The organism is Silvibacterium bohemicum (genome assembly GCF_001006305.1).
In the GTDB taxonomy this organism is placed as follows: domain Bacteria; phylum Acidobacteriota; class Terriglobia; order Terriglobales; family Acidobacteriaceae; genus Silvibacterium; species Silvibacterium bohemicum.
This window is the reverse complement of sequence record NZ_LBHJ01000002.1, coordinates 370,724-396,028: the sequence shown is the minus strand read 5'-3', so window position 1 is coordinate 396,028 and position 25,305 is coordinate 370,724. Positions and strand designations below refer to the sequence as shown.

The following is a 25,305-nucleotide window of genomic DNA, read 5'->3' as shown; positions in this document are numbered from 1 at the left end:
AGCAATACAAAGTGCTCCCCCACCTCAACAGTCTCTACCTAAACTGTCGATCCTTCATAGATACAAGAATGACGGCATGGTGATTCGTTGCCGCTCTTGCTGGATCTGAGATTCTTACTGGATAGGAAGATTGAATGCGCCGGAGAGCGGCGGATCGGGGCGCTGCGTGAACTCGCGTGCAATGCTCTCATTGATTCCCGCCTGAGCAAACTCTGCTGCGACGCGGATGCCGTTCATAATCGCGCGATCGTTCGACGATCCGTGGCCGATGATGCAGACTCCACGCACGCCCAGCAGGGGTGCTCCGCCGTATTCCGAAGGATCGAGCCTACGCTTGAACGCGTTAAATGCCTTACGCGACAGAAGCGCGCCAACCTGCGCGGTGACGGTCGTGGTCAGCGAGGCTTTAAGCATCTCGCGGACTAAGCGCGTAAGGCCTTCCGATGTCTTGAGCGCTACATTGCCGACGAAGCCGTCGCAGACAATCACATCGCAGTTGCCGTTGTAGATATCGCGGCCTTCCACGTTGCCGATGAAGTTGATGGGCAGCTGCTTGAGCAGCGGATAGGTTTCGCGGGTGAGATCGTTGCCCTTGCTCTCTTCCTCGCCGACGGAGAGGATGCCCACGCGCGGACGGCTGATCTTCAGCACGCTGCGCGCATAGAGCTCACCCATCACCGCGAATTGCTCGAGGTTCTGCGGCTTGCAATCAACGTTCGCGCCAACATCAAGAAGAATGGAGGGCGTGCCGGAGAGAGTAGGCACAACAATCGCCAGCGCCGGACGATCGACGCCGGGAAGCGCCCCCAGAACCATCTTGGCCGACGCCATGGCGGCTCCGGTATTGCCCGCGGTGAAGAAACCGGCGACATGCTTATCGCGGACCAGCTTGAGGCCCACGCGCATGCTGCTGTCCTTTTTTGCCCGGACAGCGTGCGCGGCCTTTTCTTCCATGCCAATGTGCTCGCTGGCGTGGACGATCTCAATGGGCAGCCGCTCGCCGTCCAGGTAGGACGACAAGCTGCGCCGCAGCGTTTCCTGCGGTCCTATGAGGTGAACGCGGACGGGCAGCTGACGGCAGGCGAGGATAGCACCCCGGAGTTCAGGCTCCGGAGATTTATCCGAACCCATGGCATCGAGAGCGATGTCAATCAGCATCGATAGCCGGGGCTAGCTGGCTTCCTTTACTTCGAGAACGTCGCGTCCCTTGTAGGTGCCGCACTTGGGGCAAGCGCGGTGGGGAAGCTTACGCTCGTGACAGCTGGGGCACTCGGAGGTGCCAGTGGCGGTCAGCGCATCGTGTGCGCGACGCTTGGAGGTGCGGGCCTTGGAATGACGCCGCTTTGGATTAGGCATTTCAGATTCCTTTCGCGATCGATCTCCGGACCTGTTACGCACCGGCGCTGCCCGAAACCGGGCAGGATGATCGGCAAAACTAAATTTTTATCCGACTGCCCAAGTCCGAGAGCGCCGACCACCGGGGATCGGACGAAGCCGCTTCGCAGGTGCAGGATTCGGAGTTCAGATCGAGGCCGCAGTGCGGGCAAAGTCCTTTGCAATCTTGCCGGCAGAGTGTACGAACGGGGAGGGACAAGAGCACCTGCTCACGTAACACATCTTCCAGCGCAAGACCGCCATTCTGATAATAACCGATTTCGGTCTCGGATGTGCTGATGGAGTGGTCGATCGCGTCCCGATCCGCGCCAAGCGGACGAAAGATGAGGTCGAACTGCCCGGAAACGGGATGAGCGACCGGCTCCAGGCAGCGGGCGCAGGGCATCTCGAAATCCCCCTGGTAGCTGCCGCGAAGGCGTATGTCGGAGATAATTTCGCGCGGGCCGTGGTGCTCTTCGATGACTTCGGCTCCCCCCTGGACGGCAAGTGGTCCCTTCTGGGTGATTTCTTCCGAATAATCGATGGCGCCGGGATCGATGGCCAGATCGAATTCGAGCGGTTCCCGCTCCAGATCGAGCACGGTGATCAACATGGTGAAGCCTCGCAGGGTGGGTCTAATTTGAGGTTAAGGATTCGCGGCGGGGCGGTCAACTACCGCCGGTTAAATGGCGCTGAGACCGGCCAGAACTCGGGCCAACACCTTGACCCCCTGGTGGATCTGTTCGGGCGAGGAGTATTCGTCAGGACGATGGCTCACCCCTCCCTTGCAGGGGATGAACATCATTGCGACCGGGGCGAGGCGCGCCATGAACAAGGTGTCGTGATAGGCGCGGCTGACCATGGTTCGATACGAGACGGCCTCCGCATCGCACGCCTCCTTGAGAGCTTTCACAATTTCGGGCGAACTTTGCGCGGGAGCATCGGCATTGATGGTTTCCAGCTTGATGGCCACGCGGCGGCGAGAGGCAATCTCTCCGCAGGCATTGTGGATTTGCTCCAGCGCCGCATCGCGACGAGCGGCGTCGGTATCGCGAAGGTCGAGCGAGAGCTGAACCCGGCTGGGAATGGAGTTCATGGCGCCCGGATGCACCTGACAGATGCCCACCGTACCCACAGTGTCAGTCGCGCCGGTAGCGAGCACGGAGCGTTCCACGGCGAGGATGATCTCCGCCGCGGCGCAGAGGGCGTCTTTGCGTCCGGGCATAAGCCGCGCGCCGGCGTGACCGCCTTCCCCTTCAATGACGATGTGAAAAGCCGCCGGTGCGGCGATGTCCGAGACCAGGCCGACCGAGACGCCTTCACTCTCCAGGATCGAACCCTGTTCGATATGCAGCTCGATGAATGCGGAGAAGTAATTTTGCGGCAGAAGTGCGCTATCCAGCGATCCGGTAAAGCCGGCGCTCTTGCGAACGGACTCCAGTGTCTGCCCGTGGCCTTCCGGGCCGGCCGATGCTTCGCGCAATTGAACATCCGCAGCGGGCGTGAGGCTTCCGGAGATCACGCGACTGCCCAGGCAGCCGATGCCGAAGCGCGTGGGCTCTTCGGCGGTGAACAAGACCAGCTCGATCGATCGCCGCGGCTTGAACCCGGCAGCCTGGAGAGCGCGAATCGCCTCGAGCGAGCCGAGTACTCCGACCGTTCCATCAAATTTCCCGGCGTGCGGAATGGCATCGATATGTGAGCCTGTTCCCACGGCAGGAAGATCGGGATTGGCTCCCGCCCAGCGCGCGAAGGTATTGCCTACCGCGTCGTCGCGCATGGTGAGGCCGGCCTCACGAAAGCGTTCCTTGATCCACGCGCGCGCCGCGAGATCCTGCTCGCTGAAGACAACGCGAGTGACCGCCGGAGCCGGGTCGGCCGAAAAAGAGGCCAGCGTATCGAGTTCGCGATTCAGTCGTTGCTGATCGATCTTGAAGTTCATTGCATTAACCAAGTGGATGACGGTTCCAATCCTTGTAGATGAGATATTTCGCCGGAGTTTTGCCAATCGCTCCAAACCATTGAGGACAGTATGGCCCCATCCAAATGAAGTCTCCCACACTGACCGGATACCAGGCGTCGTCAAGACGATAGATGCCGCCGCCCTCAAGCATGAGCAGACCGTGCTCCATGACATGCATCTCGACCATGCTGAGAGCCGCGCCGGGCTGGTAGGTCATGGTGTTCACTGCAAAGTCGAAGGTCAAGGTGTCGGGAAGCAGAGCGCGCAGGGTAAGGTCGACATCGCCCATCAGCGGCTGGCCAACGATCTCCGACTCGCTGGCAACGATAGGGGCGGACGGACTCACGCCGGGTAAAAGCTGATAGCGCTTCTCGATTACGGCCAGGCGAGACGGCTGAGCGGCGGTCAGAGAGTGAGAAAAATCCTGCGGCAGGTAGGCGTACCCATCTTTGACGAGCGTGTGACGATCACCGTCGAGGTCTAGATGAACCTCGCCTTCGAGTACGTAGAAAAAGCGCTGAAAAGAGCAGCTGCCAAGTGTGCCGCCGGGCTCGATTTCCGCAGAGTATTGCGTAAACGACGCACCCAGCGCGGGCGAGGCATGGACGATAGCCGAGGCTTTGCTCATGCCCGGCAGCCGGGTGCGAATGAACGCATCGGGCGTGTGCAGCGAGTGATTGGGGCGGCGCACGCTTCGAGTCTGGCCTAAGTTGTGCAAGAGGACTCGCTTTCCAGGTGGTTTTCGAACAGATCGAGGAAATTTAATCCGGCACGCAACGCAGCGGCCACATCTTCCGCCAGAACCGATTCCTCAGGATGGTGGCTGATGCCCCCCGGACTGCGGAGGAAGATCATCGCCGCAGGAGTCTTCGCAGCCAGGATCATCGCATCGTGTCCGGCTCCGCTGATCATGCGTGGTGCAGGGTGGCCGGCGGCGAGAACAGCTTTTTCGGCAAGGGCGGTGAGCGCGGGATTGAGCGCAACAGCGGCCTGGTCGACCTCGATCGTGTGCTCGACCGCAATCTGTCTTCCCGCGGCGATGGCGTCGGCACTGGCCAGAATTTGTTTCAAGGCAGTAGTTCGGATCTCATCGCTTGCGTGGCGCACATCGAGCGTGCAGCGGCACAATTCTGGAATTACGTTGGCTGCGCCGGGCTCGGCGACGATCTTGCCCGCAGTGGCGACAAGCCCTGGAGCCGCCAATCCAGCCGCTTCGACGGCCACGAGCCACTCGGCAGCTGCGGCTAGCGCGTCGCGGCGCAGCGTCATCGGCGTGGTTCCCGCATGGCCGGCTCGTCCGCGGAAGGTGACCACCGCGCGGCTCTGCCCGGCAATCGCGTCGACGACGCCCATCGGTAATTGCGACTCATCGAGGACCGGCCCCTGCTCGATGTGGAACTCCAGATAGCCGCGCGTCTTCGGGTGAAGCGCTGCTTCCACCGCTTCCGGATGCGCCGCCGCGTAATCTCCAAGCGCAACTGCCATGCGAATGCCGTTGGCATCGAGCCGAGCAAGTTGCGGTGGTCCGAGCGTGCCGGCAAGAGCGCGGCTGCCGATGAAGGGCAGTCCGTAGCGCACGCCCTCTTCATCGGAGAAGCCGATTACCTCGATGCCGCAACGGAGATGGAGACCATTCAGAGCTTCCACCACGCCAAGCCCGAGCAGGACGCCGAGGATGCCGTCGTATCTTCCCGCATTGGGCACGGTATCAAGGTGCGAGGCGAGGATGATGCGTGGGGCCTCTCGCTCTTCGGCAGCAGAATAATAACCACGCAGGTTTCCCGCGCGATCGACGAACACTTCCATCCCCGTTTCTTCCATCCAGCGGCGGACGAGACGATGGCAATCCTCCATGGCCGGAGAAAGAAAGGTGCGCGTGATTCGCCCCGGCTCTTCCGTGAAGCGAGAGAGAGCTGCGCAGCGCGCGATGATCTCCGCGGCGAGAGCGTCGAAGCTTTTTGCGACCAAGGCCGTCGAACTGGCTTCGATTGCCTTCATTTCACGCCCTGCCGGAAAACTGTTGCTTCAATCGAGCCGTGCGGCTCATCGGTAGGAACGAAGATTTCATTGGGATTGTCCTGCCCAAACGGCGAGAGATCGACGAGGTTGCAATGCTTGTTCGGCATCGAGAGATGAATCTGCGCGATCTCCGGAACATTTTCGAGCGCAGCTTCTGCCATGGCATACAAGGTTTGCTGGACCGAAAGGCTATCGTGCTCGGCAAACGCGATAAGGAGCGCAGCTTCGATGCGTCGCCGCAGAGCATTGAAGTCGAGACTCTCGCCAGTGTAGAGCCACGACGCCTCGGCCAGCGTGCCGAGAAGACGGTCATGCGTCTCCTTCAATGTCGTCAGACGATCTTTCATGAAACCTGCAAAACCGGAGTTTGCCGTCTTCAAGAGCCAGAGCTTTTCAAAGCCGGATGTGATGACAGGCGCGCTTTCACGGCCAATTGTAACTACTACTGTGCCAATTTTATTGGCGTCATGCGTGAAGGAGTAAGGAAGAGTAGCGTCGTTCACTCCGAGTTGCTTCCACGGTGTCGACTGGATGCGGATTTCCGCACCGTCCGCATGAGGATTGTTGTCGATGAAGTGCGAGGCTAGCTCGACGGCAAAGGCTTCGGGCGATGCCGCAGCAGACGCGCGAGCCAGCGAGTAGACGGTATTCTTCATCGTGTCTGTGGGAAGAATTCGGCTGTTGTCTCCGTCTACAAAGCACTCGTGGAAATCGCCTCTGAGCCAGACTTCGACGTTCCATTCAACAACCGAGTGCGCCCCGTCGCCGCGTGTGACCTTCATCAGGCGCACGCGGGATTTTCCATAACGATTCGCGCCAAGCTCAATGGGCATGCCGTCAGCTTCCCCGATAGGTAGAGTATCCATTCGCCGTCAGCAGCAGCGGTATGTGGTAGTGGCCGCCGCCGCTGCAAACCTCGAAAGTGATCTCGACTACAGGATAGAGCCCGGCGACTCCGAACGCCGCAAAATAAGCACCGGTCGCAAAAGAGAGCCGATACTCCGCCGCTTCCAGTGCCTTCGCGTCGGGCAGCATCTGTTTCACGCGCCCATGGCCATCGGTCGTTTGCCTCGAGAGGAAGACCCATGCGTCGCCGATTTTCTGCTCCAGAGTCACGGCCACGGCAGCCGCAGGACGGCCCAACGAAGTATCGAGGATGTGCGTCGAGATTCCGCTCAAATCTGCAACCACTTTCTCAGCCGAAGCTGCGTGATCTGCCGCTGCTGCTCGGCGGCTTCGCGGAGCTCGGCTACGCCATCATTTTCCAGCCGCTGCAGGAGAATCGCCAGCATCTCTTCGGCGGATTTTCCGCTCGCGCAGACGATGTAGATTCGGCCAAAGCGGGCCTCATACGCGGCGTTAGCGCGTTTTAGTTGCTCCTGAATATCCGCGGATGCACCTGCGGCGCTGCGCTGCTCCTCGCTCGAGAACTGCGCGGATGGCGCGGTCGTCGCTTGCGAGGATTTGCGCTCACCGATGCGCGGATGGCTGGCAAAGGCCTCATCCCAGTCGGCGACATCAAGACGCGACCAAACATCCTCAGATGTTTGGAGGAGATCCTCCGGCTCAGAAAACGGCCGGAGTGCGGCGAGCTCCTGAGCCCACGCGCGGGAGCCACAGCAGGGCAGGATCTCGGACTCGGCCGTGGTGACGTCAAACTCGTTCCAGCGCTGCAAAGTTGGATTCATCGCCGCGCCTCCGCTGCGAAAGTAAACATTTTCTCGAGCAGCCCGCCCCCAATGTGGCGACGATATTCGGCAATGACGATCCGTGCCGCGATTACAGATGAGTTGGTACTGATAGTGGCACGCCTCCGGCAAAATTGACTCATCATACTACGGCGCATCGCTGCCGCAGGAGCCACTGCTCATACCTCGATGCCTAATGGCTCAGTCGAGAAGCGGTCTTCTTCGAAGACCATGCCGCCTCGCAAATAGGTAGCTACTACCTTGCCGTGTAGAGTCTCCCCCAGGTAAGGCGAAATGCGATGGCGCGTATGGAGTGAGTCAGCTGTTATCCGAATCCTCGACTCCGGATCGAAGACCGTAAAGTCGGCGTCGTATCCAGCCGCGAGCTGTCCCTTGCGTCCGCCAAGCTGCGCGAGCCGCGCTGGCTTCTCCGCCATGAACCGTGCGAGGTCGTGAAGGCCGAAGCCGCGTGCGTGCATGCCTGTCCACATCACCGAAATCGCAACCGAGAGGCTGGCGATGCCGCCCCACGCTGTATCGAAACGGCCTTCATCGAGCCGCTTCATCGCCGGCGGACAGGGCGAGTGGTCCGTAGCGACGAGATCGATGAGGCCGTCGCGGATGGCCTCCCACAATCTCTCGCGGTTGTCGCGGCTGCGGATGGGCGGGGCGCATTTGTGCAGTGTGCTGCCGTCGGGGATGTCCTCGGCGGCGAAGTGAAGATAGTGCGGGCAGGTCTCTATGGTGACCGGCAGGCCTTCGGCGCGCGCTTCACGCAATGTATCGAGCGCCAGCGCCGAAGCCAGATGCACGATGTGCAGATGAAACCGGTATTCGCGGCTGAGAGCGAGCAACATGCATATCGCCGTCAGCTCGGCTTCGTCGGGCCTCGAACGCAGATAAGTTTCATAGCTGCGCCAGTCGGCCTCGCAGAGTTCAGCGGTCGCGGCTTGAATGGGATCGTCGAGTTCGGCGTGGACCAGCAGCGGCAATCCTGTCCGTGCGACGTGCGGCAGAGCCGCTTCAAGCTGCGATGGCGTGACCATCTGGAAGCCTTCGCAGCCCGGGTAGATCAGGAAGCACTTGAAGCCTTTGGCGCCGGCTGCGGCGAGAGGTTCGATATCCAGAGCGTTGTCACCTGCGACTCCGCCCCACGCGGCCCAATCGACGAAGCATTGTCCTTTGGCCGCTGCGCGTTTGGCCTCGAGCGCGGCGACGGTCGTGGTCTCGGGCAGGCAGTTCAGCGGCATGTCGATGAGCGTGGTGTATCCACCGGCAGAGGCTGCGCGGGTTGCGCTCCAGAAACCCTCCCACTCGGTGCGCCCAGGCTCGTTGATATGGACGTGGCTATCGACCAGGCCGGGAAGAATGACGAGGTTACCGAAGTCGCGGATCACGTAGCCGGCAGGAATCTCCGATGAAGGACAGATGGCCGTGATCGTGCCCGCGTCTTCAAGAACAGCCGCGGCGCGAACGCCTTCCGGAGTTACCACCCGCTGCGAAACAAACGCCTGTGCCATACTGTCCATGATTCCGCTATACGACTCACAGAGCAAGCGCGAATGCCAAACGAACCGAATCCAATCTATATGCAGCGGGCCATCGATCTGGCCACCGAGAATGTACGCAGCGGGGCGGGCGGCCCTTTCGCCGCCGTTATCGTGAGGGATGGGATTGTCGTAGGCGAGGCGGCCAACAGCGTTACGGCGACCAACGACCCCACCGCCCACGGCGAGATCAATGCCATCCGCAAGGCCTGTGCGGCCCTGGGCGTCTTTTCGCTACAGGGCTGCGAGATGTATACAAGCTGCGAGCCCTGCCCCATGTGCCTGGCGGCAAGCTATTGGGCGCGCCTCGACGCTGTTTATTACGGCAACGATTGCGATGCGGCGGCGCGGGCGGGCTTCGACGACTCTTTTCTCTACCAGCAATTCAAGCTAGACCGCACCGAGCGCTCGCTCCCCGCGCTGCAACTCATGCAGGACGAGGCTTGGGAGAGCTTTCGGACGTGGCGCGAAGCGTCTGACAAGATCGAGTATTAGAGTCCGTAAGGCGGCCGGAGATCTGCCTGAAAACGCCGTCTATCGTTTGCCTCTTCCTGGCTCGAATCCTCTGGCATAACAATTAATTTCGCGTACACTATCCTTCTCTCGGCAAGGATTGCGGCATGGAACGAAACGGCAGCCGGCGAGCTGGTCGTCAAAAGTAAATTCATTCGTAATTTCACTCTCGGAGAGATGGATGCCTCGTGTTGTCCGATGTTCCCTGATCCAGGCGACGAATGTGGAGCCGGCAGATCGGCCGCTCAGCCAGATCAAGCAATCCATGATCGACAAGCATGTCGCGATGATCCGGCAGGCCGGGGCAGCCGGAGCACAGATCGTTTGTCTGCAGGAAATCTTCTACGGTCCTTATTTCTGTGCCGAGCAGACCACTCGCTGGTACGACTTCACCGAGCCGGTTCCGGACGGGCCAACCATCAAGCTGATGCAAGCGCTGGCCAAAGAGCTGAAGCTGGCCATCGTTGTTCCGGTTTACGAGATCGAAGCCGATGGCTTCTACTACAACACCGCCGCGATCATCGATCGCGAAGGCAGCTATCTCGGCAAATATCGCAAAACGCACATCCCGCATGTAGCGCCTGGCTTCTGGGAGAAGTTCTATTTTCGCCCCGGCAATCTCGGCTATCCGGTCTTCGATCTGGGCTTCTGCAAGATCGGTGTCTACATCTGCTACGACCGGCATTTTCCCGAGGGTGCACGCGCGCTGGGACTAAACGGCGCGGAGATCGTGTTTAATCCTTCGGCGACTGTCGCCGGCCTCAGCGAATATCTCTGGAAGCTGGAGCAGCCTGCGCACGCCGCTGCGAACGGCTATTTCGTTGGAGCGATCAATCGCGTGGGCACCGAAGCGCCGTGGAACATCGGCGAGTTTTATGGGCAGAGCTACTTCTGCGATCCACGCGGGCAGATCTTCGCGCAGGCCTCTCGCGATAACGACGAGGTGCTTACCGCCGATCTCGACCTGGACAAGATCGCCGAGGTGCGCAAGACGTGGCAGTTCTACCGCGACCGCCGTCCGGATTTGTACGGAGACCTGGTCAAGCCTTAGGAGCCGAATGAGCGCAGAGCATCCCATCGTTGCGGAGCGCTTTCTGGAGATCGAAAGGCGTTTTCCGGATCTGCATCCTCCATTCGCGCCGCAAGCCGCAGTGGTCGAGGCCAATCGCTGCCTGAACTGTTTCGATGCGCCCTGTACCGCTGCCTGCCCTACTCACATCGACGTGCCCAGGTTCATCAAGAAGATCTCCAGCGGCAACACCCAGGGTTCGGCCCGCACCATTCTCGACGCCAATGTGCTGGGAGCGAGCTGCTCGCGGGTCTGTCCCGTCGCCGTGCTGTGTGAAGGCGCATGTGTGATGCACGGCCGCGGCGAGGAGCCGATTGAAATTGGACTATTGCAGCGCTTCGCGATGGATGTTTTCCACTCCAGTGGTGGAAAACTGACGATGAAGACAGCGGCGAAGCATCCGGGGAAAGTGGCATGCATCGGCGCCGGCCCGGCGTCACTCGCTTGCGCGGCGGAGTTAGCGCAGCGCGGCTTTTCTGTAACTGTATTTGATCGGAATCCACTGCCGGGCGGCCTGAACACCTACGGCGTGGCGGAATACAAGTTACCCGCGCGCGCCAGTCTCCGTGAGATCGAACTGATCGCGCAGCTCGGCGTTGAATTTCGTTATGACGCAGAGGTCGATACACCGCTGCTCGAGGACCTGGAACGGAATTATGACTTCATCTTTCTCGGTATAGGGCTGGGGAACGCGAATAAGCTTGCCATCCCCGGCGGCGATCATCCGGGAGTTGTCGATGCACTGGAATTTATCGCGGCTTACAAAACGGCGAAGGTAACACGGGTCAACGGATACGTGGTGGTGATTGGCGCGGGCAACACCGCCATCGATGTCGCCAACGCCGCGCGGCGCCTAGGCGCGGAGAAGGTTTCGATTCTCTACCGGCGCACCGCCGGCACCATGTCGGCATTTGAGTTTGAGTACGAGCATGCGAAGCAGGAGGGAGTCGGCTTTCTGTGGCAGACCTTGCCGCTCCGCGTCCATGCGGATGGTGGAATGCTGGAGTTTCTCGAATGCATTCGTGTCGACGAGTCGCTCGCACCCATTCCCGGCTCGGAGTTTCATCTCGCCTGCGACCTTATCCTTCCGGCCATCGGCCAACTGCCGCTGCTGGAATTGCTGGAGAGCATTCGCGGCATAACCCTCGATGAGGGACGGATTGTGATCGAGCGCAAGACGGGACAGACCACGAATCCGAAATATTTTGCCGGCGGCGATTGTGTCAACGGCGGACGCGAAGTGGTGGATGCGGTCGCGGATGGCAAACGGGCCGCTCTGGCAATAGCGAGCCAGCTGGAGGCGATCCATGTCTGATGTCAGCCTTGCAGTAAATTTTTCCGGCATCGCCTCGCCGAATCCCTTCTGGCTGGCCTCCGCGCCGCCGACCAACACCGGCGAGCAGATTATGCGCGCCTTCGACGCGGGCTGGGGCGGCGCGGTGTGGAAGACCATCGGTGCGCAGGTGACGAACACTTGCTCGCGCTACTCCTCCATCGACTGGAACGGTCAGCGCATGATGGGCCTCAACAATATCGAGCTCATTAGCGATCGGCCCCTCGAAGTGAACCTCCGCGAGATAGCCGAAGTGAAGAGGCTCTACCCTCGACATGCGGTCATCGCTTCGCTGATGGTGGAGTCGACGCGCGAGGCGTGGCACACCATCGTGCAGCAGGCGGAAGACGCGGGCGCCGATGGGCTGGAACTGAACTTCGGCTGCCCGCACGGCATGAGCGAGCGCGGCATGGGCTCGGCCGTAGGTCAGGTGCCCGAATATACGGAGATGATCACGGCCTGGGTGAAGGAGAAGGCGCGCACTCCGGTGATCGTGAAGCTCACGCCGAACATCTCCGACATCCGCGTGATTGCACGCGCGGCCAAACAGGGCGGGGCCGACGCGGTGTCCGCGATCAACACCATCAACTCCATCACCGGCATCGATCTCGATACTTTTACGGCACGGCCGAATGTCGACGGTAAATCATCGCATGGAGGTTACTGTGGACCAGCAGTGAAGCCGATTGCGTTGAACATGGTTCAGCAGGTTGCTGCGGACAGCGCGATTCCCATCTCCGGCATCGGCGGTATCGCCAACTGGCGCGACGCGGCGGAATTCATCCTGCTGGGCTGCGGCACAGTGCAGGTTTGTACCGCCGCAATGCATTACGGCTATCGCATCGTCGAAGACATGATCGATGGGCTGGAAGGCTGGATGCGCGAGAAGGGCTTCGCAAGCATCGAAGATTTTCGCGGCCTGACAATACCGCGCGTCACCGAGTGGAAGCACCTCAATCTGAATTACAAGATTGTGGCGCACATCGACGAGGCCAAGTGCATCGGCTGCGATCTTTGCTACATCGCGTGCTGGGATGGCGCGCACCAGTGCATTCATCTCGACCGCGTCACCGGACCGGTGGATGGCCCGATCGAACTCCACTCCACGCCTGCTTCAATCGAGGCCGCTGCGCACGCGGCCATCGCGATGACTCCGATCCCCAAACTTGACGCGCACGCACTGCGTGGCGCCAAGGGCAGCACACCGCTGGCCCGCATCCCACGCGTGGATGACACGGAGTGCGTGGGCTGCAATCTATGTTCGCTGGTATGCCCGGTGGATCAATGCATCACGATGGTGGAAGTGCCGACCGGGCTGCCCGCGGAGAGCTGGGAAGAGCGCTCGCAGGGCGCGAGATGCGCACCGCCGGTTCAATTCTGAAAGGGACGTATTCGTATGGGTCTGTTGATCCGCAATGGCACGGTGATTACCGCTGACGAGACCCTCTCCGCCGATGTGTTGGTGGAAGATGGCACGATTCGCGAAGTGCGCTCGGGAATTGCATCACAAGGGCACACCGCTGTCGATGCCTCCGGTCTTTATGTGCTGCCGGGCGGCATCGACGCGCACACGCATCTCGATATGCCATTCGGCGGAACGACCTCGGCAGACGACTTCGAGACCGGAACTCGTGCCGCAGCGATCGGCGGCACAACCACCATCGTCGATTTCGCAATTCAGGCGAAGGGTACGAAGATGCGCTCCGCTCTCGATACCTGGTGGAATAAGGCCGAAGGCAAAGCCTGCATCGACTATGGGCTGCACATGATCGTCACCGACCTTGGCACCTCCGGTCTCGAAGACATGGACGACATGGTGCGCGAAGGCGTGGCCAGCTTCAAGCTTTTCATGGCCTATCCCAACGTGCTGATGGTGGACGACGCGACCATCTTCAAGGCGCTGCAACAGACTTCAAAAAACGGCGCACTGATTTGCATGCACGCGGAGAACGGCAGCGTGATCGATGTGATCGTGCAGCAGGCGCTGGCCGAGGGAAAAACCGCGCCTGTGTACCACGCGCTGACCCGGCCGACCATCGCCGAAGCCGAAGCCGTGCAGCGAGCCATCGCCATGGCCGAGATCGCCGGCGCGCCGATGTACATCGTGCATCTGTCGAGTGAAGACGCGCTGAATCAGGTGCGCGAGGCGCGCGACCGGGGCGTGCCGGCCTTCGCCGAGACTTGCCCGCAGTATCTGCTGCTCTCGATTGAAGACCAGATGCCGGGCGTGTCGTTCGAAGAGGCGAAGTATGTCTTTACTCCGCCGTTGCGTGAGAAGAAGAATCAACCGATGCTGTGGGATGGATTGAAGCACGATCATCTGCAGGTGGTTTCCACCGACCATTGTCCGTTCTGCTTTGAGGATCAAAAATCGCTGGGCAAAGATGACTTCACCAAGATCCCCAACGGCGGCCCCGGCATCGAAAACCGTCTGCAACTGATTCATCATCACGGCGTGAACAGCGGCCGGCTCACATTGAACCGTTTCGTCGAGATCACTTCTACCGCGCCGGCACGCATCTTCGGCATGTATCCCAAGAAGGGGACGATTGCCGTGGGCAGCGATGCCGATCTCGTGCTGTGGGATCCGAGTGCGGAGCACACCATCAGCGCGGCTACCCACAATATGCGCTGCGATTACTCGATGTTCGAAGGGTTCAGAGTACGCGGAAATGCAAAACAGGTGTATTCGCGCGGAGAGCTGATCGTCGAGAACGGAAAATATCTCGGCAAGATCGGACGCGGCAACTATCTCAAGCGGGATGCACGCGGAGGCGCATGGAGGTGACCGAGGTTGCAGCAGCAGAGTCCGCAGGCCTCTACAACGCCGACCTTGCGCCGACCACTGCTGCGCATCGCACCTGGGGCACGTACAACTACATCTCGCTCTGGTTTTCCATGTCGATGGAGGTAAGCACCTACATGCTGGCCTCCGGGCTTATCGCCGGCGGCATGAACTGGAAGCAAGCCATCGTTACCATCCTGCTCGGCAACCTGATCGTGCTGATTCCACTATTGCTGAATGCGCATGCAGGTGCGAAGTATGGAATCCCCTTCCCCGTCTTCGTGCGTGCTCCGTTTGGCGTGCGCGGGGCGAATGTGCCGGCGGTGCTTCGCGCGCTGGTGGCCTGCGGCTGGTTCGGCATCCAGTCGTGGATCGGCGGCCAGGCCATTCACTCGATGCTGGTGATCTTGTCGCCCTCTGCGGCCGCGGTCCCGTGGGCAGTGTGGGCGTGCTTTCTGGGGTTCTGGGCGCTGAATATGGTCGTGGTGTGGCGCGGCGTGGAAAGCATCCGCTTCCTGCAGAGTTTCTCCGCGCCATTCATGCTGGTCATGTCGCTCTCGCTTCTGGTCTACGCGCTGGTGAAGGCGGGAGGCTTCGGCCCCATGCTTTCGGAACCGAGCCAGTTCCACTCCACGGGATCATTTCTGAAATTTTTCTTCCCATCGCTGACGGCCATGGTCGGATACTGGGCCACGCTGGCGCTGAACATTCCTGACTTCACACGCTATTCGAAATCGCAGCACTCGCAGGTGGTGGGGCAGGCCTTCGGGCTGCCGGTGGCGATGACTCTGTACTCCTTTATCGGCGTTGCGGTCACATCGGCTTCGGCGGTGATCTTCGGCCATCCCATCTGGAATCCCATCGAGTTGTTGGGACGCTTCCATCAGCCGGCCGTCGCACTGCTGGCGATGGTGGCGTTGTTGATCGCCACGCTGAACGTGAACGTCGCGGCGAATGTAGTCTCGCCCTCGAACGATATCTCGAATCTCAATCCACGGCTCATCTCATTCCGCACCGGTGGACTGATCACGGGATTTCTCGGGCTGGCCATGATGCCGTGGAAGCTGATGTCGAGCTTCAGCAGCTACATTTTCGGATGGCTGGTGGGATACTCCGGCCTGCTCGGTCCGGTGGCAGGCATCATGGTGGTCGATTACTTCCTCCTGAGACGCAAGCAACTCAACCTTGCGGATCTCTATCGCCGCAACGGCCTCTATGAATATGCGAATGGCGTGAACTATCGCGCGATGGCGGCGCTCGCGCTCGGAGTAGGCTTCGCGCTCAGTGGTTTGTTCATCGCGGCGGTGCATTGGTTTTACGACTACGCATGGTTCACCGGATTCTTCACTTCGGGAGGGATCTATCTGTTGCTCATGCGCGGAACGGATCGAGACAGCGCAGGAGGAAAGACAGCCGAAGCAAAAATCTGAGAGAGAGGGGCCATCATGTTTTCACACGTCGTTTTCTGGCCGTGGTTCACAGGCATCGTGTTCTTCTTCGCCGGACTCTTCCTGGTACGGCGAGACGTGGCAGCCGCGTCTGGATTGGACAGGCTGGTGGTCCTGGGTCGCGTCTTCACTGCCGCCTCGCTTGCGCTCTTCGCGGCAGAGCACATCACTATCGCTCAGTTCATTGTGCAGGGGGTGCCACCATGGATGCCGGGCCGGCTGTTCTGGGTCTATTTCGTCTCCGCGGCTTTGCTGGCTACAGCATTGAGCCTATTGCTGATGCGCTATGCCGGACTATCGTCAGCACTGATGGCGATCATGTTGTTCCTCTTCGTGCTGATGCTGCATATACCAAGAGTCTGCGCGAACCCGCGCGACCGCTTCTCCTGGGCAGTGGCAATCCGGGATTCTGCTTTCGGAACAGGCTTTCTCGCCTTCGCATGCACTCTGCCGCCTGCAAGCCGTATTCGCAGAGCGCAGATCGTGATCGCAATCGCGCGGGTCTTCTTTGCCAGCGCTATTCTATTCTTCGCAGTTGAACATTTCCTCCATCCGCAATTTGCCCCAGGAGTTCCCTTGCAAAAACTCACGCCGATGTGGGTTCCCTGGCCTACGGCATGGGGATATCTGGTGGGAGGCATCTTGATCGTGGCTGGCGCGGCGATGCTCACGAATCGTTTTGCAAGGCCGGCGGCAACCGGCGTGGGACTCGTGATGGCGCTGCTTACAGCATTTCTGTACCTGCCCATTCTTGCTCATATCGGACCGTCCTCGGACATTATGGAGGCGCTCAACTATATTGCCGACACCCTCTTGTTTTCAGGAACCGCTTTGCTGCTCGCCGCGGCTCTAACTCGAACTCCATCTCCTGCAACGACAAGCGACTCGTAGAGCTCCCTCCAGCTTTACAAGCGACTCTGCGCGGCGTATGGTCAGAAATTGGGTTCGGGTGGTATCCCTCGATAGCAGGGAGCTGCACTGGAGACGATGATGAGTATTACCAACTTCCGCAGTGCCGATTCCGGCGCGTCTGTTGCTTCGAGCAAAGTCAACTTCCAATCCCTTACAGAAAAAAAGCAGTCAGCCCGGCCAATCACCGCGCTTACCGCCTACGACTACGCCACGGCGCGCATTGTCGACGAGGCCGGCGTGGACCTGATCCTGGTCGGCGATTCGCTGGCCATGGTGGTGATGGGCTATGACAGCACCTTGCCTGTAACCATGGACGAGATGCTGCATCACGCGCGCGCGGTTCGGCGCGCTGTGAAGCGGGCCATCGTGGTCGCCGACATGCCGTATGGCTCCTATCATGTGAGCATCGCGGAAGGCGTTGCCAACGCGGCGCGGTTTCTTAAAGAGGCCGGCGCAGAAGCCGTGAAGATCGAAGGCGGCGCGACGCGCTGCGAGCTGGTCGAGCGGTTGACCGACGCCGAGATCCCGGTTGTATGCCATCTCGGGCTCACACCGCAGGCCGTGCATCGCATGGGCGGATACAAGGTGCAGGGAAAGACACTGGCCGCGGCTGAAGAATTGGTTCGCGATGCGCGAATGCTGGAAGCAGCCGGGGCTTCGGCTGTGGTTCTCGAAGGCATGCCGCGCGAGGTCGCAGCCAGGATCACGTCACAGTTACATATTCCGACCATCGGCATCGGCGCGGGTCCGGACTGCGATGGACAGATTCTCGTCTTCCACGATTTGGTGAATTTAAGCTTCTCGCGTCCGGCCAAATTCGTTCGGCAATATGCCGATGCGTCTGCGCTCTTCCGCACCGCGATCGAAGGCTACATGCACGATGTAGAAGCGAGATCCTTCCCCGATGAATCGGAGAGCTATCATCTGCCCAAAGAGGCTACGGCCTCATTCGAACCGGCAGATCATCTTTCCCGCAAAGCCTGATGCAGTTAGTAGTTTCCATCGCCGATGCGCGGACTGCTCTGCGGGAGCTGCGCGCGCAGAGTCGCATCGTGGGCCTGGTTCCCACGATGGGGGCTCTCCATGCCGGACATCTCTCGCTGGTGCGCGCTTCGCGGGCGCAATGCGATGTAACTGTCGCGACCATCTTCGTCAATCCCACGCAGTTCGGGCCGAATGAGGACCTTTCGAAATATCCGCGCACCTTCGATGAGGATTGCCGGCTCCTGGAGCAGGAGGGCGTCGCTCTGCTCTTCGCGCCGGCCGCCGAGGAGATGTATCCGCGCGGCGCCAGCACCATCGTCGAGGTAGAAGGAATCAGCGACAGGCTGGACGGCGTATCGCGTCCCGGACATTTTCGCGGAGTGGCAACCGTTGTCGCCAAGCTCTTCCACATCCTCGGTCCCGACCGAGCGTTTTTCGGCCAGAAAGATGCCGCGCAGGTAGCCGTGCTGCGCAAGATGGTTCGCGACCTGAATTTTCCCGTGGAGATGATCGTCTGTCCGACGGTGCGCGAGCCGGATGGCCTGGCTCTCAGCTCTCGCAATCGCTACCTGTCGCCGGAAGAGCGGCTAAGGGCGCTCACGTTGCGTCGCGCTCTGCAGACGATGGAGGAAGACGCAGCCAAGGGCGAGACGCAAGTTACACGATTAATCGAGGCTGGGCTTCGAGTCATTTCGCATGAACCTGAAGTCCGCCTCGACTATCTGAAGATCGTCGATCCCGATACGCTCGAAGAGGTCGCGAATCTCCGCCAGCGATCGCTGATCGCTATTGCGGCATGGGTGGGATCGACCCGCCTCATCGACAACACAATCGTAGAGGCGGGATAGCGGAAGTTATTCCGACTTCGCCGGAGGCGCTTCGCCTTCGTGGTGCATCTCCCCGCCCGGGGCTGCGCCGAAGAACTGCGCGGGCATGGTGTTGCCGCGATGGCAGGTTCCGCAGGTCACGGTCTTGTCCGCGGGCGTGGCATCCGGATCCTTCACGGTCGAGAGATATTTCTGATTGATCTCCTGCGTCATGCTGATCATAATGCGGGCGATGCCCTTGTCTTCCTTCGCATCCGAGGCAAAATTGGGCCGGTGCGTTTGTGGATCTTCCGAATGGCAAAACTCACACTCCACGCCCAGAGCCTTGCTGTACGAGCGCATCGCGGCTATCAGGTCAGGCGAAGAAATATCTTTGGGCAAAACCTGGAGGTTGGAGGGCTTCGGCATGGGACGATGAGCCGGCTTGGCGGCTGTTTGCGCATCCTGCGCGAATGAAGGCAGGGTGCTCAGAGCAAGAGCGGTTGCGATAAGACCGGCGGCGAGACTCCGCTGCATAAGTTCAAACCTCGTACTAAAAACGGGATTCACTCCGCCGTCATTGTTACATAACCCTTCAGCTATCTCCTGGCTGCACCAGAAAAAGACCGGGAATTTATTGCTATCGCTAATGCGAACGTTGCAGCATGAACAAAAAATAGACAGCGACCAGAGGACGTAACAAGTCTCAGACGGGAACGTGATTCTAACCCCACCGATGCTGCACGGAATACCTCGCCGAGATTCTTCCTCCCTCCGGCCGTTAGAATGACGGGACTGCTGCGGTCAGAGTGAAGGTGAATGTTCCGCGAAAAGGCGGCGAAGCCCCGTACGCCTGGACGGCTAGTCCAAAATCATTTGAAATATCTCTGGCATGAGTACGCATAGACTGGCATTCCTTTTTCCGGGGCAGGGTTCGCAGGCGGTGGGCATGGGCCGCGACCTGTATGAGAGATTTCCAATTGCAAAACAAACGTTCGACGAAGCGGACGAGGCTCTGGAGTTTGCGCTTTCGAAGCTCTGCTTCGAAGGTCCGGAAGAACAGCTGAAGCTAACGGAGTTCACGCAGCCCGCGATCTTCACTGTCTCGATTGCAGCTCAGCGGGTGCTGGCCGAGAAGGGCGTGACACCGAGCTTCGTCGCCGGACATTCGCTCGGCGAGTATTCCGCCAATGTCGCCGCAGGCGTCTTGTCCGTGACCGATGCCGTCCGCGCTCTGCGCAGCCGTGGCCAGTTCATGCAGGACGCTGTCCCGCAAGGTCAAGGCGCGATGGCAGCGATTCTCGGCATGTCGCCCGAAGATGTGACTGGGATTTGCGCAGAGATAGCTGTTGCAGGCGGGGGAGTCGTTTCGCCAGCCAACTACAATTCGCCGGAGCAGACGGTGATCTCCGGTGCTTCAGCGGCAGTGGAGCAGGCCGGCGCATTGGCGAAAGAACGCGGCGCGAAGAAGGTGGTGGCATTGGCGGTAAGCGCGCCCTTCCATTGCGCACTGATGCAGCCGGCTCGGGATCGCCTGGCGCCGCTGCTCGCAGAAATCGTTTTTGCCGACGCGAATGTTCCGGTTGCGGTGAACGTCGATGCCGCGCTGGTCACCGATGGAGACACACTGCGCGACGCACTGGTGCGCCAGGTGACGGGTGCGGTACGGTGGGTGGAGTGCGCGCGGTTGCTGATGGAGCAGGCGCCTACGCACTTCATCGAAGTCGGGCCGGGAAAAGTGCTCTCAGGCCTGATGCGCCAGATCGACCGCAGTCAAAACTGCATGAGTGTGCAGGATGAGGCGAGCCTGGAAAAGGCGATCGCCGGGCTGGCCACTTAACCACCTAACGTTGCATCGGAACAAAACACAGATTGTTCCTTTGCGGTCCGCACGACGAGCTTCGGTAGAATCCCACGTCCGAACATCCGGACGTGGGACACCCGGTCCGCAGATAATTCCGATGAAGTCCCTGTACGCGGAGATTACGGGCCGGTGTAAAGTTCGACCGGAGAAAAGCCGATGGTCTTCGTTTTCTGGTCGACGCGCAGGAAGATCGGAGTCTTGCCGCCATTGATGTCGACGCCCATCACCGTGCCGTTGCCAACCTTCTTGGCCATGACGATGGCGTGCGATCGGATCTTGCCGTAATCGCTGCCGACGCCCCAGTCTTTCTGAAACTGGTTGAAGTCGTAATCCTTGTACTGGCTGGCGTGCTGCTGCCAATCGGTGTCGTTATTCCAGAGGGCATAGGCCTTTTGCAGATCTCCCGATTCGATTGTTGTGAAGAAGTTGTTCACGCGATGGTCGGCGGACCAGTTCCACAGCCACCATGGCTGGTTCAGCATGAACATCCCGAAAAGGATAGCGGCGATCACCACCGCGCTCACTCCGGCAATGGACAGATTGCGCATGAGTCGCGCTTTTTTTGCGTCGTATTTCGGAGCATCGAGCAGAGTCATCGGCGGAAAGTTCCTTTTTCAAATTCGGCGAGCAGGTCCATATATTTCTGACACCGCGGAGGCCCAGTTAGTTCCTCAGCGGCTGTAGTTGGTACGATCCTTCTCTGCACGGCGCTCCAGCGCAAGTGCAATCAATCGATCGATCAAATCAGGATACGCAACGCCGGAAGCGGCCCACAGCTTGGGATACATGCTGATCGAGGTGAAGCCCGGCAGCGTGTTGATCTCATTCAAATAGATGCGAGGCGCACGCGACGAGTTCGATGCAGGATCCATCAGGAAGTCGACGCGCGCGAGTCCCGAGCAATCGCACGCCTGGAATGCGGCGATGGCCATCTCGCGAATGGTCTTCGACTGCTGTTTCGTGATCTTGGCGGGAATGATGGGATAGGAGCCTTCGCTCAGATACTTGGCTTCGTAATCATAAAACTCCTTGCCGGGCACGATCTCTCCGACCACGGAAGCTTCCGGCCGGTCATTGCCAAGCACGGCAACTTCAAGCTCGCGAGCCTTTCCCTTCTTGCCGCCTACGCCCTGTTCGACAACGATCTTGCGATCGAAGCCGGCAGCGGTATCGATCGCCGGGGCGAGTTCTTTGCGGTTATGAACCTTGGTGATCCCCACCGACGATCCCAGATTGGCCGGCTTCACGAAGAGCGGATATTTGAGCGCGCCTTCGATCTTCGCGATGATTTTCTTGGCGCCGGATTCCCACTCGGCACGCAGAAAGCTTACATGCCTGGGGATAGGAAGTTTCGCCGCCGCAAAGAGCCGCTTCATGACGTCCTTGTCCATGCCCGCGGCCGAACCCAGCACGCCCGAGCCGACGTAGGCGATGCCGGCCAGTTCGAAGAGGCCCTGAATGGTGCCGTCTTCGCCGAAGGTGCCATGCAGCACTGGAAAGATGACGTCCAGATTGAGTACCGGGCCAGACGCGGCGTTGGCGCGGAGCTCCAGCCCTTTAGCCTCGGTTTCGAACGGGACAAGCGTGCCGGTCTTGCCGTCTGATGGCACGGGCGGCACGATCACTGATTCGCCGCGCGCCAGAACTGCAGCCGCGGAGGTAGTCTCAGGATCACCGGCCCGGAGATTGCGCTCGGTCGATGCCGGTAGAGTGCCGGAGTCGCCGCCAAGCAGCCGCTCAGCATCGGAGGAAGTGACCCAGCGGCCCCCCTTGGTGATGCCGATGGGCACAATCTCGTACTTTTTGCGATTGATCGCCTTCAGAACCGAAGCCGCCGACAGTAGCGAAACCTCATGCTCGCCGCTACGCCCACCAAACAGAACGCCTACTCGAAGTTTTTTCATTGAAAGAGGATTGCGAAACAACAGAATAGCTGGATTGCAGTGAATTCCACGAGCTGCGCGCAAAAAAGATTCGCCCAAAAAGATTCATGAGGAATGCGGACGTGCACTGCATGCCTGCTTTTGGCCGTATAACCCGTTCGCATTGAAGCATTTTTCAAAGCATCGGGTAATGGAAAAAATCGGGGGCAGCGCTGCGCACATCTCCGTCGACTTCTATACTGCGAATGGAAAGTGAGTCTTCCCATCGCCGCAATCTCGCTCAGCTCGGTTCTTGAAACGGACGATCCCGCACTTCGTCGCGTGACCACCCACGCGCCCGGTCCGTCGGGACTTCTGCCCATCTCTGCGGAGATGCTGCTCACTCAGCCCTCGGGAAATCTCTTCGGCCTGAGCCAGAACGCCGGCATGGGCTGGGAGCCGCAGCGGCTGCTCGATCCCGAATTCCTCATCCTCAGCACCCACGGCGGCCTGCGCGCCGACGACGGCCATCCCATTGCGCTCGGCTTTCATACCGGGCACTGGGAGGTAGGCCTGCTCGTCGCCGAAGCCGCGCGCGAGTTGAAGGAAATGCGCGCTGTCCCCTTCGCCGGCGCCTGCACCGATCCCTGCGACGGCCGCACCCAGGGCACCACAGGCATGATGGATTCGCTGCCCTTTCGCAACGATGCAGCCATCGTGCTTCGCCGCCTCATGCGCTCGCTGCCCACCGGCAAAGGAGTGCTCGGCATCGCCACCTGCGACAAGGGCCTGCCGGCGATGATGATGGCGCTGGCCTCGGCTGGCAAGACGCCGACCGTGCTTGTCCCCGGAGGCGTCACTCTCCTGCCTGAATCCGGTGAGGATGCGGGGAAGGTCCAGACCATCGGCGCGCGTTTCGCGCAAGACCAGATCACGCTTGAGTACGCCGCCGAAGTCGGCTGCCGAGCCTGCGCCTCTCCCGGCGGGGGATGCCAGTTCCTGGGAACTGCGGCCACGTCGCAGGTTGTCGCCGAAGCTCTCGGCCTCGCCCTGCCGCATACCGCGCTCGCCCCTTCCGGCCAGCCTGTATGGCTCGATGCCGCTCGCCGCTCGGCCCGCGGACTTTTGCGTCTGCATCAGTTACAAATAGGAACCGCTGATGTGCTCACGCCCGCGGCCATCCGTAACGCCATCGTGCTGCATGCGGCCTTCGGCGGTTCCACCAACCTGCTGTTACATATTCCGGCTATCGCTCATGCCGCAAAGCTGCCGCGGCCAACCGCAGCGGAATGGGCGGAGATCAACCGGCAGGTTCCACGGCTGGTCGACGCGCTCCCCAATGGCCCGCGCAACTTTGCCACCGTCCAGGTCTTTCTCGCTGGAGGCGTGCCCGAAGTCATGCTCCACCTGCGCGACGCAGGGTTGCTCGACACCAGCGTGAAAACGGTAACGGGAGAGACGCTCGACGCCAGTCTCGACTGGTGGAAAGAGAGTTCGCGCCGCCGGGAGTTGCGAAGCGTTCTTCAGAATACAGACGGCATCGATCCCGACGACGTCATCATGTCGCCGGATCGCGCCCGATCGCGCGGCCTCACGTCGACCGTGTGCTTTCCCGCCGGAAATCTTGCTCCCGAAGGCTCGGTGATCAAGAGTACGGCCATCGATCCATCGCTGATCGAAGAAGGAAATGTTTATAGCCACATCGGACCAGCCAAAGTCTTCATAACCGAAACCGCAGCCATCGAGGCCATCAAGAACGGCGCGGTCGCGCACGGCGATGTCATCGTGCTGATCTGCGGCGGACCGGCGGGCGCAGGCATGCAGGAGATTTATCAGGTCACCTCTGCGCTCAAGCAGCTTCCACACTGCAAGCATGTCGCCGTGCTCACCGATGCGCGCTTCAGCGGCGTCTCCACTGGTGCATGCATTGGACATATCTCTCCCGAAGCGCTTGCCGGAGGCCCCATCGGCAAGGTGCAAGAGGGAGACGTGATCGAAATAGTCATCGACCGCGAGAAGCTCACCGGCTCGGTCCATCTCATCGGCGACGCTCACGCAACCTTCGGCGCTGAAGAAGGCACGCGCCGCCTTGAACAGCGCAAACCGCGGCCCGATCTGAAGCCGCATCCCGCTCTTCCCGAAGACACGCGTCTCTGGGCTGCGCTGGTTCACGCCAGCGGCGGCGTCTGGGGTGGCTGTGTCTACGACGCAGACAGCATTATTTCCTTATTGGAGAGACGTTCGTGAAACTCTATCGCACTCACGTTGGACCCTTTGTCGAAGAGCAGGGCAAATACTATCGCGTTCCTGAGACCTCCTGGGACGCCCTCCTCACGCACAACGATCTTCACGGATACTTACGCGCCGTCATCGAAAAAGAACAGCCTTCCACAGAATTCTCCTCGGCAAAGATCGAAGCTCCCATCGGCAATCAGGAGGTCTGGGCCGCGGGCGTCACGTACTATCGCAGCCGCAGCGCGCGCATCGAAGAATCGAAGGACGCCGGCGGCGGTGACTTCTACGACCGCGTCTACTCCGCCGAACGGCCCGAGCTTTTCTTCAAAGCCACAGCCAGCCGCGTCGCCGGACCAAACAGCCACGTACGCATTCGCAGCGACGCCTCATGGTCTGTGCCTGAACCGGAGCTGACCCTGGTCATCGATCCGCGTGGCGGGATCATCGGCTATACCATCGGCAACGACATGAGCTCGCGCGATATCGAAGGAGAAAACCCGCTCTATCTTCCTCAGGCCAAGGTCTACGATCGCAGCTGCGCGCTCGGTCCGTGCATCGTAGTTAGCAGCGACCCGCTTCCATCGTCGACATCGATCCGCTTAGAGATACTACGCGGAGGCGAAACCGCATTTTCCGGCACAACGACGCTCGCGGCGTTGAAGCGCGAGCCTAAATCGCTCGTGGAATATCTCTTCCGCGATAACAGCTTTCCCTTCGGAGCTTTCCTGATGACCGGCACCGGCATCGTGCCGCCCGACTCTTTCACCCTGCAAAGCCGCGACGAGGTACGGATCACCATCGACCCCATCGGCACGCTCATCAATCAAGTGGCGTAAGCTGCGGGATACGATCCTTCGCCCTCCGAGGGATCGTGTCTCGGCAGCATGATGCATCGAGCCGCGT

General features: G+C 60.2%; 25 protein-coding genes. 12 read left to right on the top strand and 13 right to left on the bottom strand.

Annotated elements, in window-relative coordinates; genetic code table 11:
• Positions 1–114 precede the first annotated feature (114 nt).
• From plsX to allB, 10 genes are all read right to left on the bottom strand, one after another.
• Positions 115–1,158: a phosphate acyltransferase PlsX gene (plsX, locus tag XX99_RS05625; RefSeq protein ID WP_050058393.1), complete on the bottom strand. Its 1,044-nt coding sequence runs from the start codon at positions 1,156–1,158 to the stop codon at positions 115–117.
• A gap of 12 nt (positions 1,159–1,170) precedes the next feature.
• A complete protein-coding gene (rpmF, locus tag XX99_RS26545; protein WP_082125273.1) occupies positions 1,171–1,356 on the bottom strand; it encodes a 50S ribosomal protein L32 in 186 nt (61 codons plus the stop codon).
• Between the two features lie 79 nt (positions 1,357–1,435).
• Entirely contained in the window at positions 1,436–1,987 is a 552-nt protein-coding gene (locus tag XX99_RS05620; RefSeq protein WP_050058392.1) for a YceD family protein, read from the bottom strand.
• A 69-nt stretch (positions 1,988–2,056) separates the two neighbouring features.
• Positions 2,057–3,316, bottom strand: coding sequence for a M20 family metallo-hydrolase (locus XX99_RS05615; RefSeq protein WP_050058391.1), 1,260 nt, complete (start codon positions 3,314–3,316; stop codon positions 2,057–2,059).
• Positions 3,317–3,320: 4 nt separating this feature from the next.
• Complete coding sequence (allE, locus tag XX99_RS05610) at positions 3,321–4,055, bottom strand: (S)-ureidoglycine aminohydrolase (protein ID WP_050058390.1); 735 nt, start codon at positions 4,053–4,055, stop codon at positions 3,321–3,323.
• Positions 4,043–5,335, bottom strand: a complete 1,293-nt coding sequence (locus tag XX99_RS05605) for an allantoate amidohydrolase (protein ID WP_050058389.1) — start codon at positions 5,333–5,335, stop codon at positions 4,043–4,045. The genes allE and XX99_RS05605 overlap by 13 nt, the downstream gene beginning before the upstream one ends.
• On the bottom strand, positions 5,332–6,189 hold the full coding sequence (gene pucL, locus XX99_RS05600; protein WP_050058388.1) for a factor-independent urate hydroxylase: 858 nt from the start codon (positions 6,187–6,189) through the stop codon (positions 5,332–5,334). The genes XX99_RS05605 and pucL overlap by 4 nt, the downstream gene beginning before the upstream one ends.
• A 4-nt stretch (positions 6,190–6,193) precedes the next feature.
• The gene (gene uraH, locus XX99_RS05595; RefSeq protein ID WP_197081831.1) at positions 6,194–6,547 is read right to left on the bottom strand and encodes a hydroxyisourate hydrolase; all 354 of its coding nucleotides are present in this window, start codon (positions 6,545–6,547) and stop codon (positions 6,194–6,196) included.
• On the bottom strand, positions 6,532–7,044 hold the full coding sequence (gene uraD / locus XX99_RS05590; protein WP_050058386.1) for a 2-oxo-4-hydroxy-4-carboxy-5-ureidoimidazoline decarboxylase: 513 nt from the start codon (positions 7,042–7,044) through the stop codon (positions 6,532–6,534). Before uraD ends, uraH begins: the two co-directional genes overlap by 16 nt.
• A 179-nt stretch (positions 7,045–7,223) precedes the next feature.
• A complete protein-coding gene (gene allB / locus XX99_RS05585; protein ID WP_050058385.1) occupies positions 7,224–8,564 on the bottom strand; it encodes an allantoinase AllB in 1,341 nt (446 codons plus the stop codon).
• Between the two features lie 42 nt (positions 8,565–8,606).
• Here allB and XX99_RS05580 point away from each other — a divergent pair, with 42 nt between their 5' ends.
• From XX99_RS05580 to panC, 9 genes are all read left to right on the top strand, one after another.
• Positions 8,607–9,086: a nucleoside deaminase gene (locus tag XX99_RS05580; protein WP_050058384.1), complete on the top strand. Its 480-nt coding sequence runs from the start codon at positions 8,607–8,609 to the stop codon at positions 9,084–9,086.
• A 199-nt stretch (positions 9,087–9,285) separates the two neighbouring features.
• Entirely contained in the window at positions 9,286–10,155 is an 870-nt protein-coding gene (locus XX99_RS05575; protein ID WP_050058383.1) for a nitrilase-related carbon-nitrogen hydrolase, read from the top strand.
• Between the two features lie 7 nt (positions 10,156–10,162).
• Positions 10,163–11,488, top strand: coding sequence for an NAD(P)-dependent oxidoreductase (locus XX99_RS05570; protein WP_050058382.1), 1,326 nt, complete (start codon positions 10,163–10,165; stop codon positions 11,486–11,488).
• Positions 11,481–12,887: an NAD-dependent dihydropyrimidine dehydrogenase subunit PreA gene (preA, locus tag XX99_RS05565; protein WP_050058381.1), complete on the top strand. Its 1,407-nt coding sequence runs from the start codon at positions 11,481–11,483 to the stop codon at positions 12,885–12,887. The genes XX99_RS05570 and preA overlap by 8 nt, the downstream gene beginning before the upstream one ends.
• Before the next feature lie 15 nt (positions 12,888–12,902).
• Complete coding sequence (gene hydA / locus XX99_RS05560; protein ID WP_050058380.1) at positions 12,903–14,294, top strand: dihydropyrimidinase; 1,392 nt, start codon at positions 12,903–12,905, stop codon at positions 14,292–14,294.
• Entirely contained in the window at positions 14,285–15,721 is a 1,437-nt protein-coding gene (locus XX99_RS05555; protein WP_050058379.1) for an NCS1 family nucleobase:cation symporter-1, read from the top strand. The genes hydA and XX99_RS05555 overlap by 10 nt, the downstream gene beginning before the upstream one ends.
• Positions 15,722–15,736: 15 nt before the next feature.
• Positions 15,737–16,630 carry a DoxX family protein gene (locus tag XX99_RS05550; RefSeq protein ID WP_050058378.1) on the top strand — a complete coding sequence of 298 codons (894 nt, stop codon included), beginning with the start codon at positions 15,737–15,739 and terminating at the stop codon, positions 16,628–16,630.
• A gap of 99 nt (positions 16,631–16,729) precedes the next feature.
• The gene (panB, locus tag XX99_RS05545) at positions 16,730–17,635 is read left to right on the top strand and encodes a 3-methyl-2-oxobutanoate hydroxymethyltransferase (RefSeq protein ID WP_050058377.1); all 906 of its coding nucleotides are present in this window, start codon (positions 16,730–16,732) and stop codon (positions 17,633–17,635) included.
• Positions 17,635–18,483, top strand: coding sequence for a pantoate--beta-alanine ligase (gene panC, locus XX99_RS05540; protein WP_050058376.1), 849 nt, complete (start codon positions 17,635–17,637; stop codon positions 18,481–18,483). The genes panB and panC overlap by 1 nt, the downstream gene beginning before the upstream one ends.
• 6 nt (positions 18,484–18,489) lie before the next feature.
• On the opposite strand, the gene XX99_RS05535 is transcribed toward panC, so the two are convergent.
• Complete coding sequence (locus XX99_RS05535) at positions 18,490–18,978, bottom strand: c-type cytochrome (protein WP_050058375.1); 489 nt, start codon at positions 18,976–18,978, stop codon at positions 18,490–18,492.
• A gap of 355 nt (positions 18,979–19,333) precedes the next feature.
• On the opposite strand from XX99_RS05535, the gene fabD reads away from it, so the two are divergent.
• Positions 19,334–20,281, top strand: a complete 948-nt coding sequence (gene fabD / locus XX99_RS05530; RefSeq protein ID WP_050058374.1) for an ACP S-malonyltransferase — start codon at positions 19,334–19,336, stop codon at positions 20,279–20,281.
• Between the two features lie 143 nt (positions 20,282–20,424).
• Here the strand turns inward: fabD and XX99_RS05525 are convergent, their stop codons facing one another.
• Complete coding sequence (locus XX99_RS05525; RefSeq protein WP_050058373.1) at positions 20,425–20,901, bottom strand: hypothetical protein; 477 nt, start codon at positions 20,899–20,901, stop codon at positions 20,425–20,427.
• Between the two features lie 75 nt (positions 20,902–20,976).
• On the bottom strand, positions 20,977–22,209 hold the full coding sequence (locus tag XX99_RS05520; protein WP_050058433.1) for a D-alanine--D-alanine ligase family protein: 1,233 nt from the start codon (positions 22,207–22,209) through the stop codon (positions 20,977–20,979).
• Positions 22,210–22,440: 231 nt separating this feature from the next.
• On the opposite strand from XX99_RS05520, the gene XX99_RS05515 reads away from it, so the two are divergent.
• Together XX99_RS05515 and XX99_RS05510 are read left to right on the top strand one after the other, a co-directional pair.
• Positions 22,441–24,414 carry a YjhG/YagF family D-xylonate dehydratase gene (locus XX99_RS05515; RefSeq protein ID WP_269430951.1) on the top strand — a complete coding sequence of 658 codons (1,974 nt, stop codon included), beginning with the start codon at positions 22,441–22,443 and terminating at the stop codon, positions 24,412–24,414.
• A complete protein-coding gene (locus XX99_RS05510) occupies positions 24,411–25,238 on the top strand; it encodes a fumarylacetoacetate hydrolase family protein (RefSeq protein ID WP_050058372.1) in 828 nt (275 codons plus the stop codon). Before XX99_RS05515 ends, XX99_RS05510 begins: the two co-directional genes overlap by 4 nt.
• The last annotated feature ends 67 nt before the right edge of the window (positions 25,239–25,305 follow it).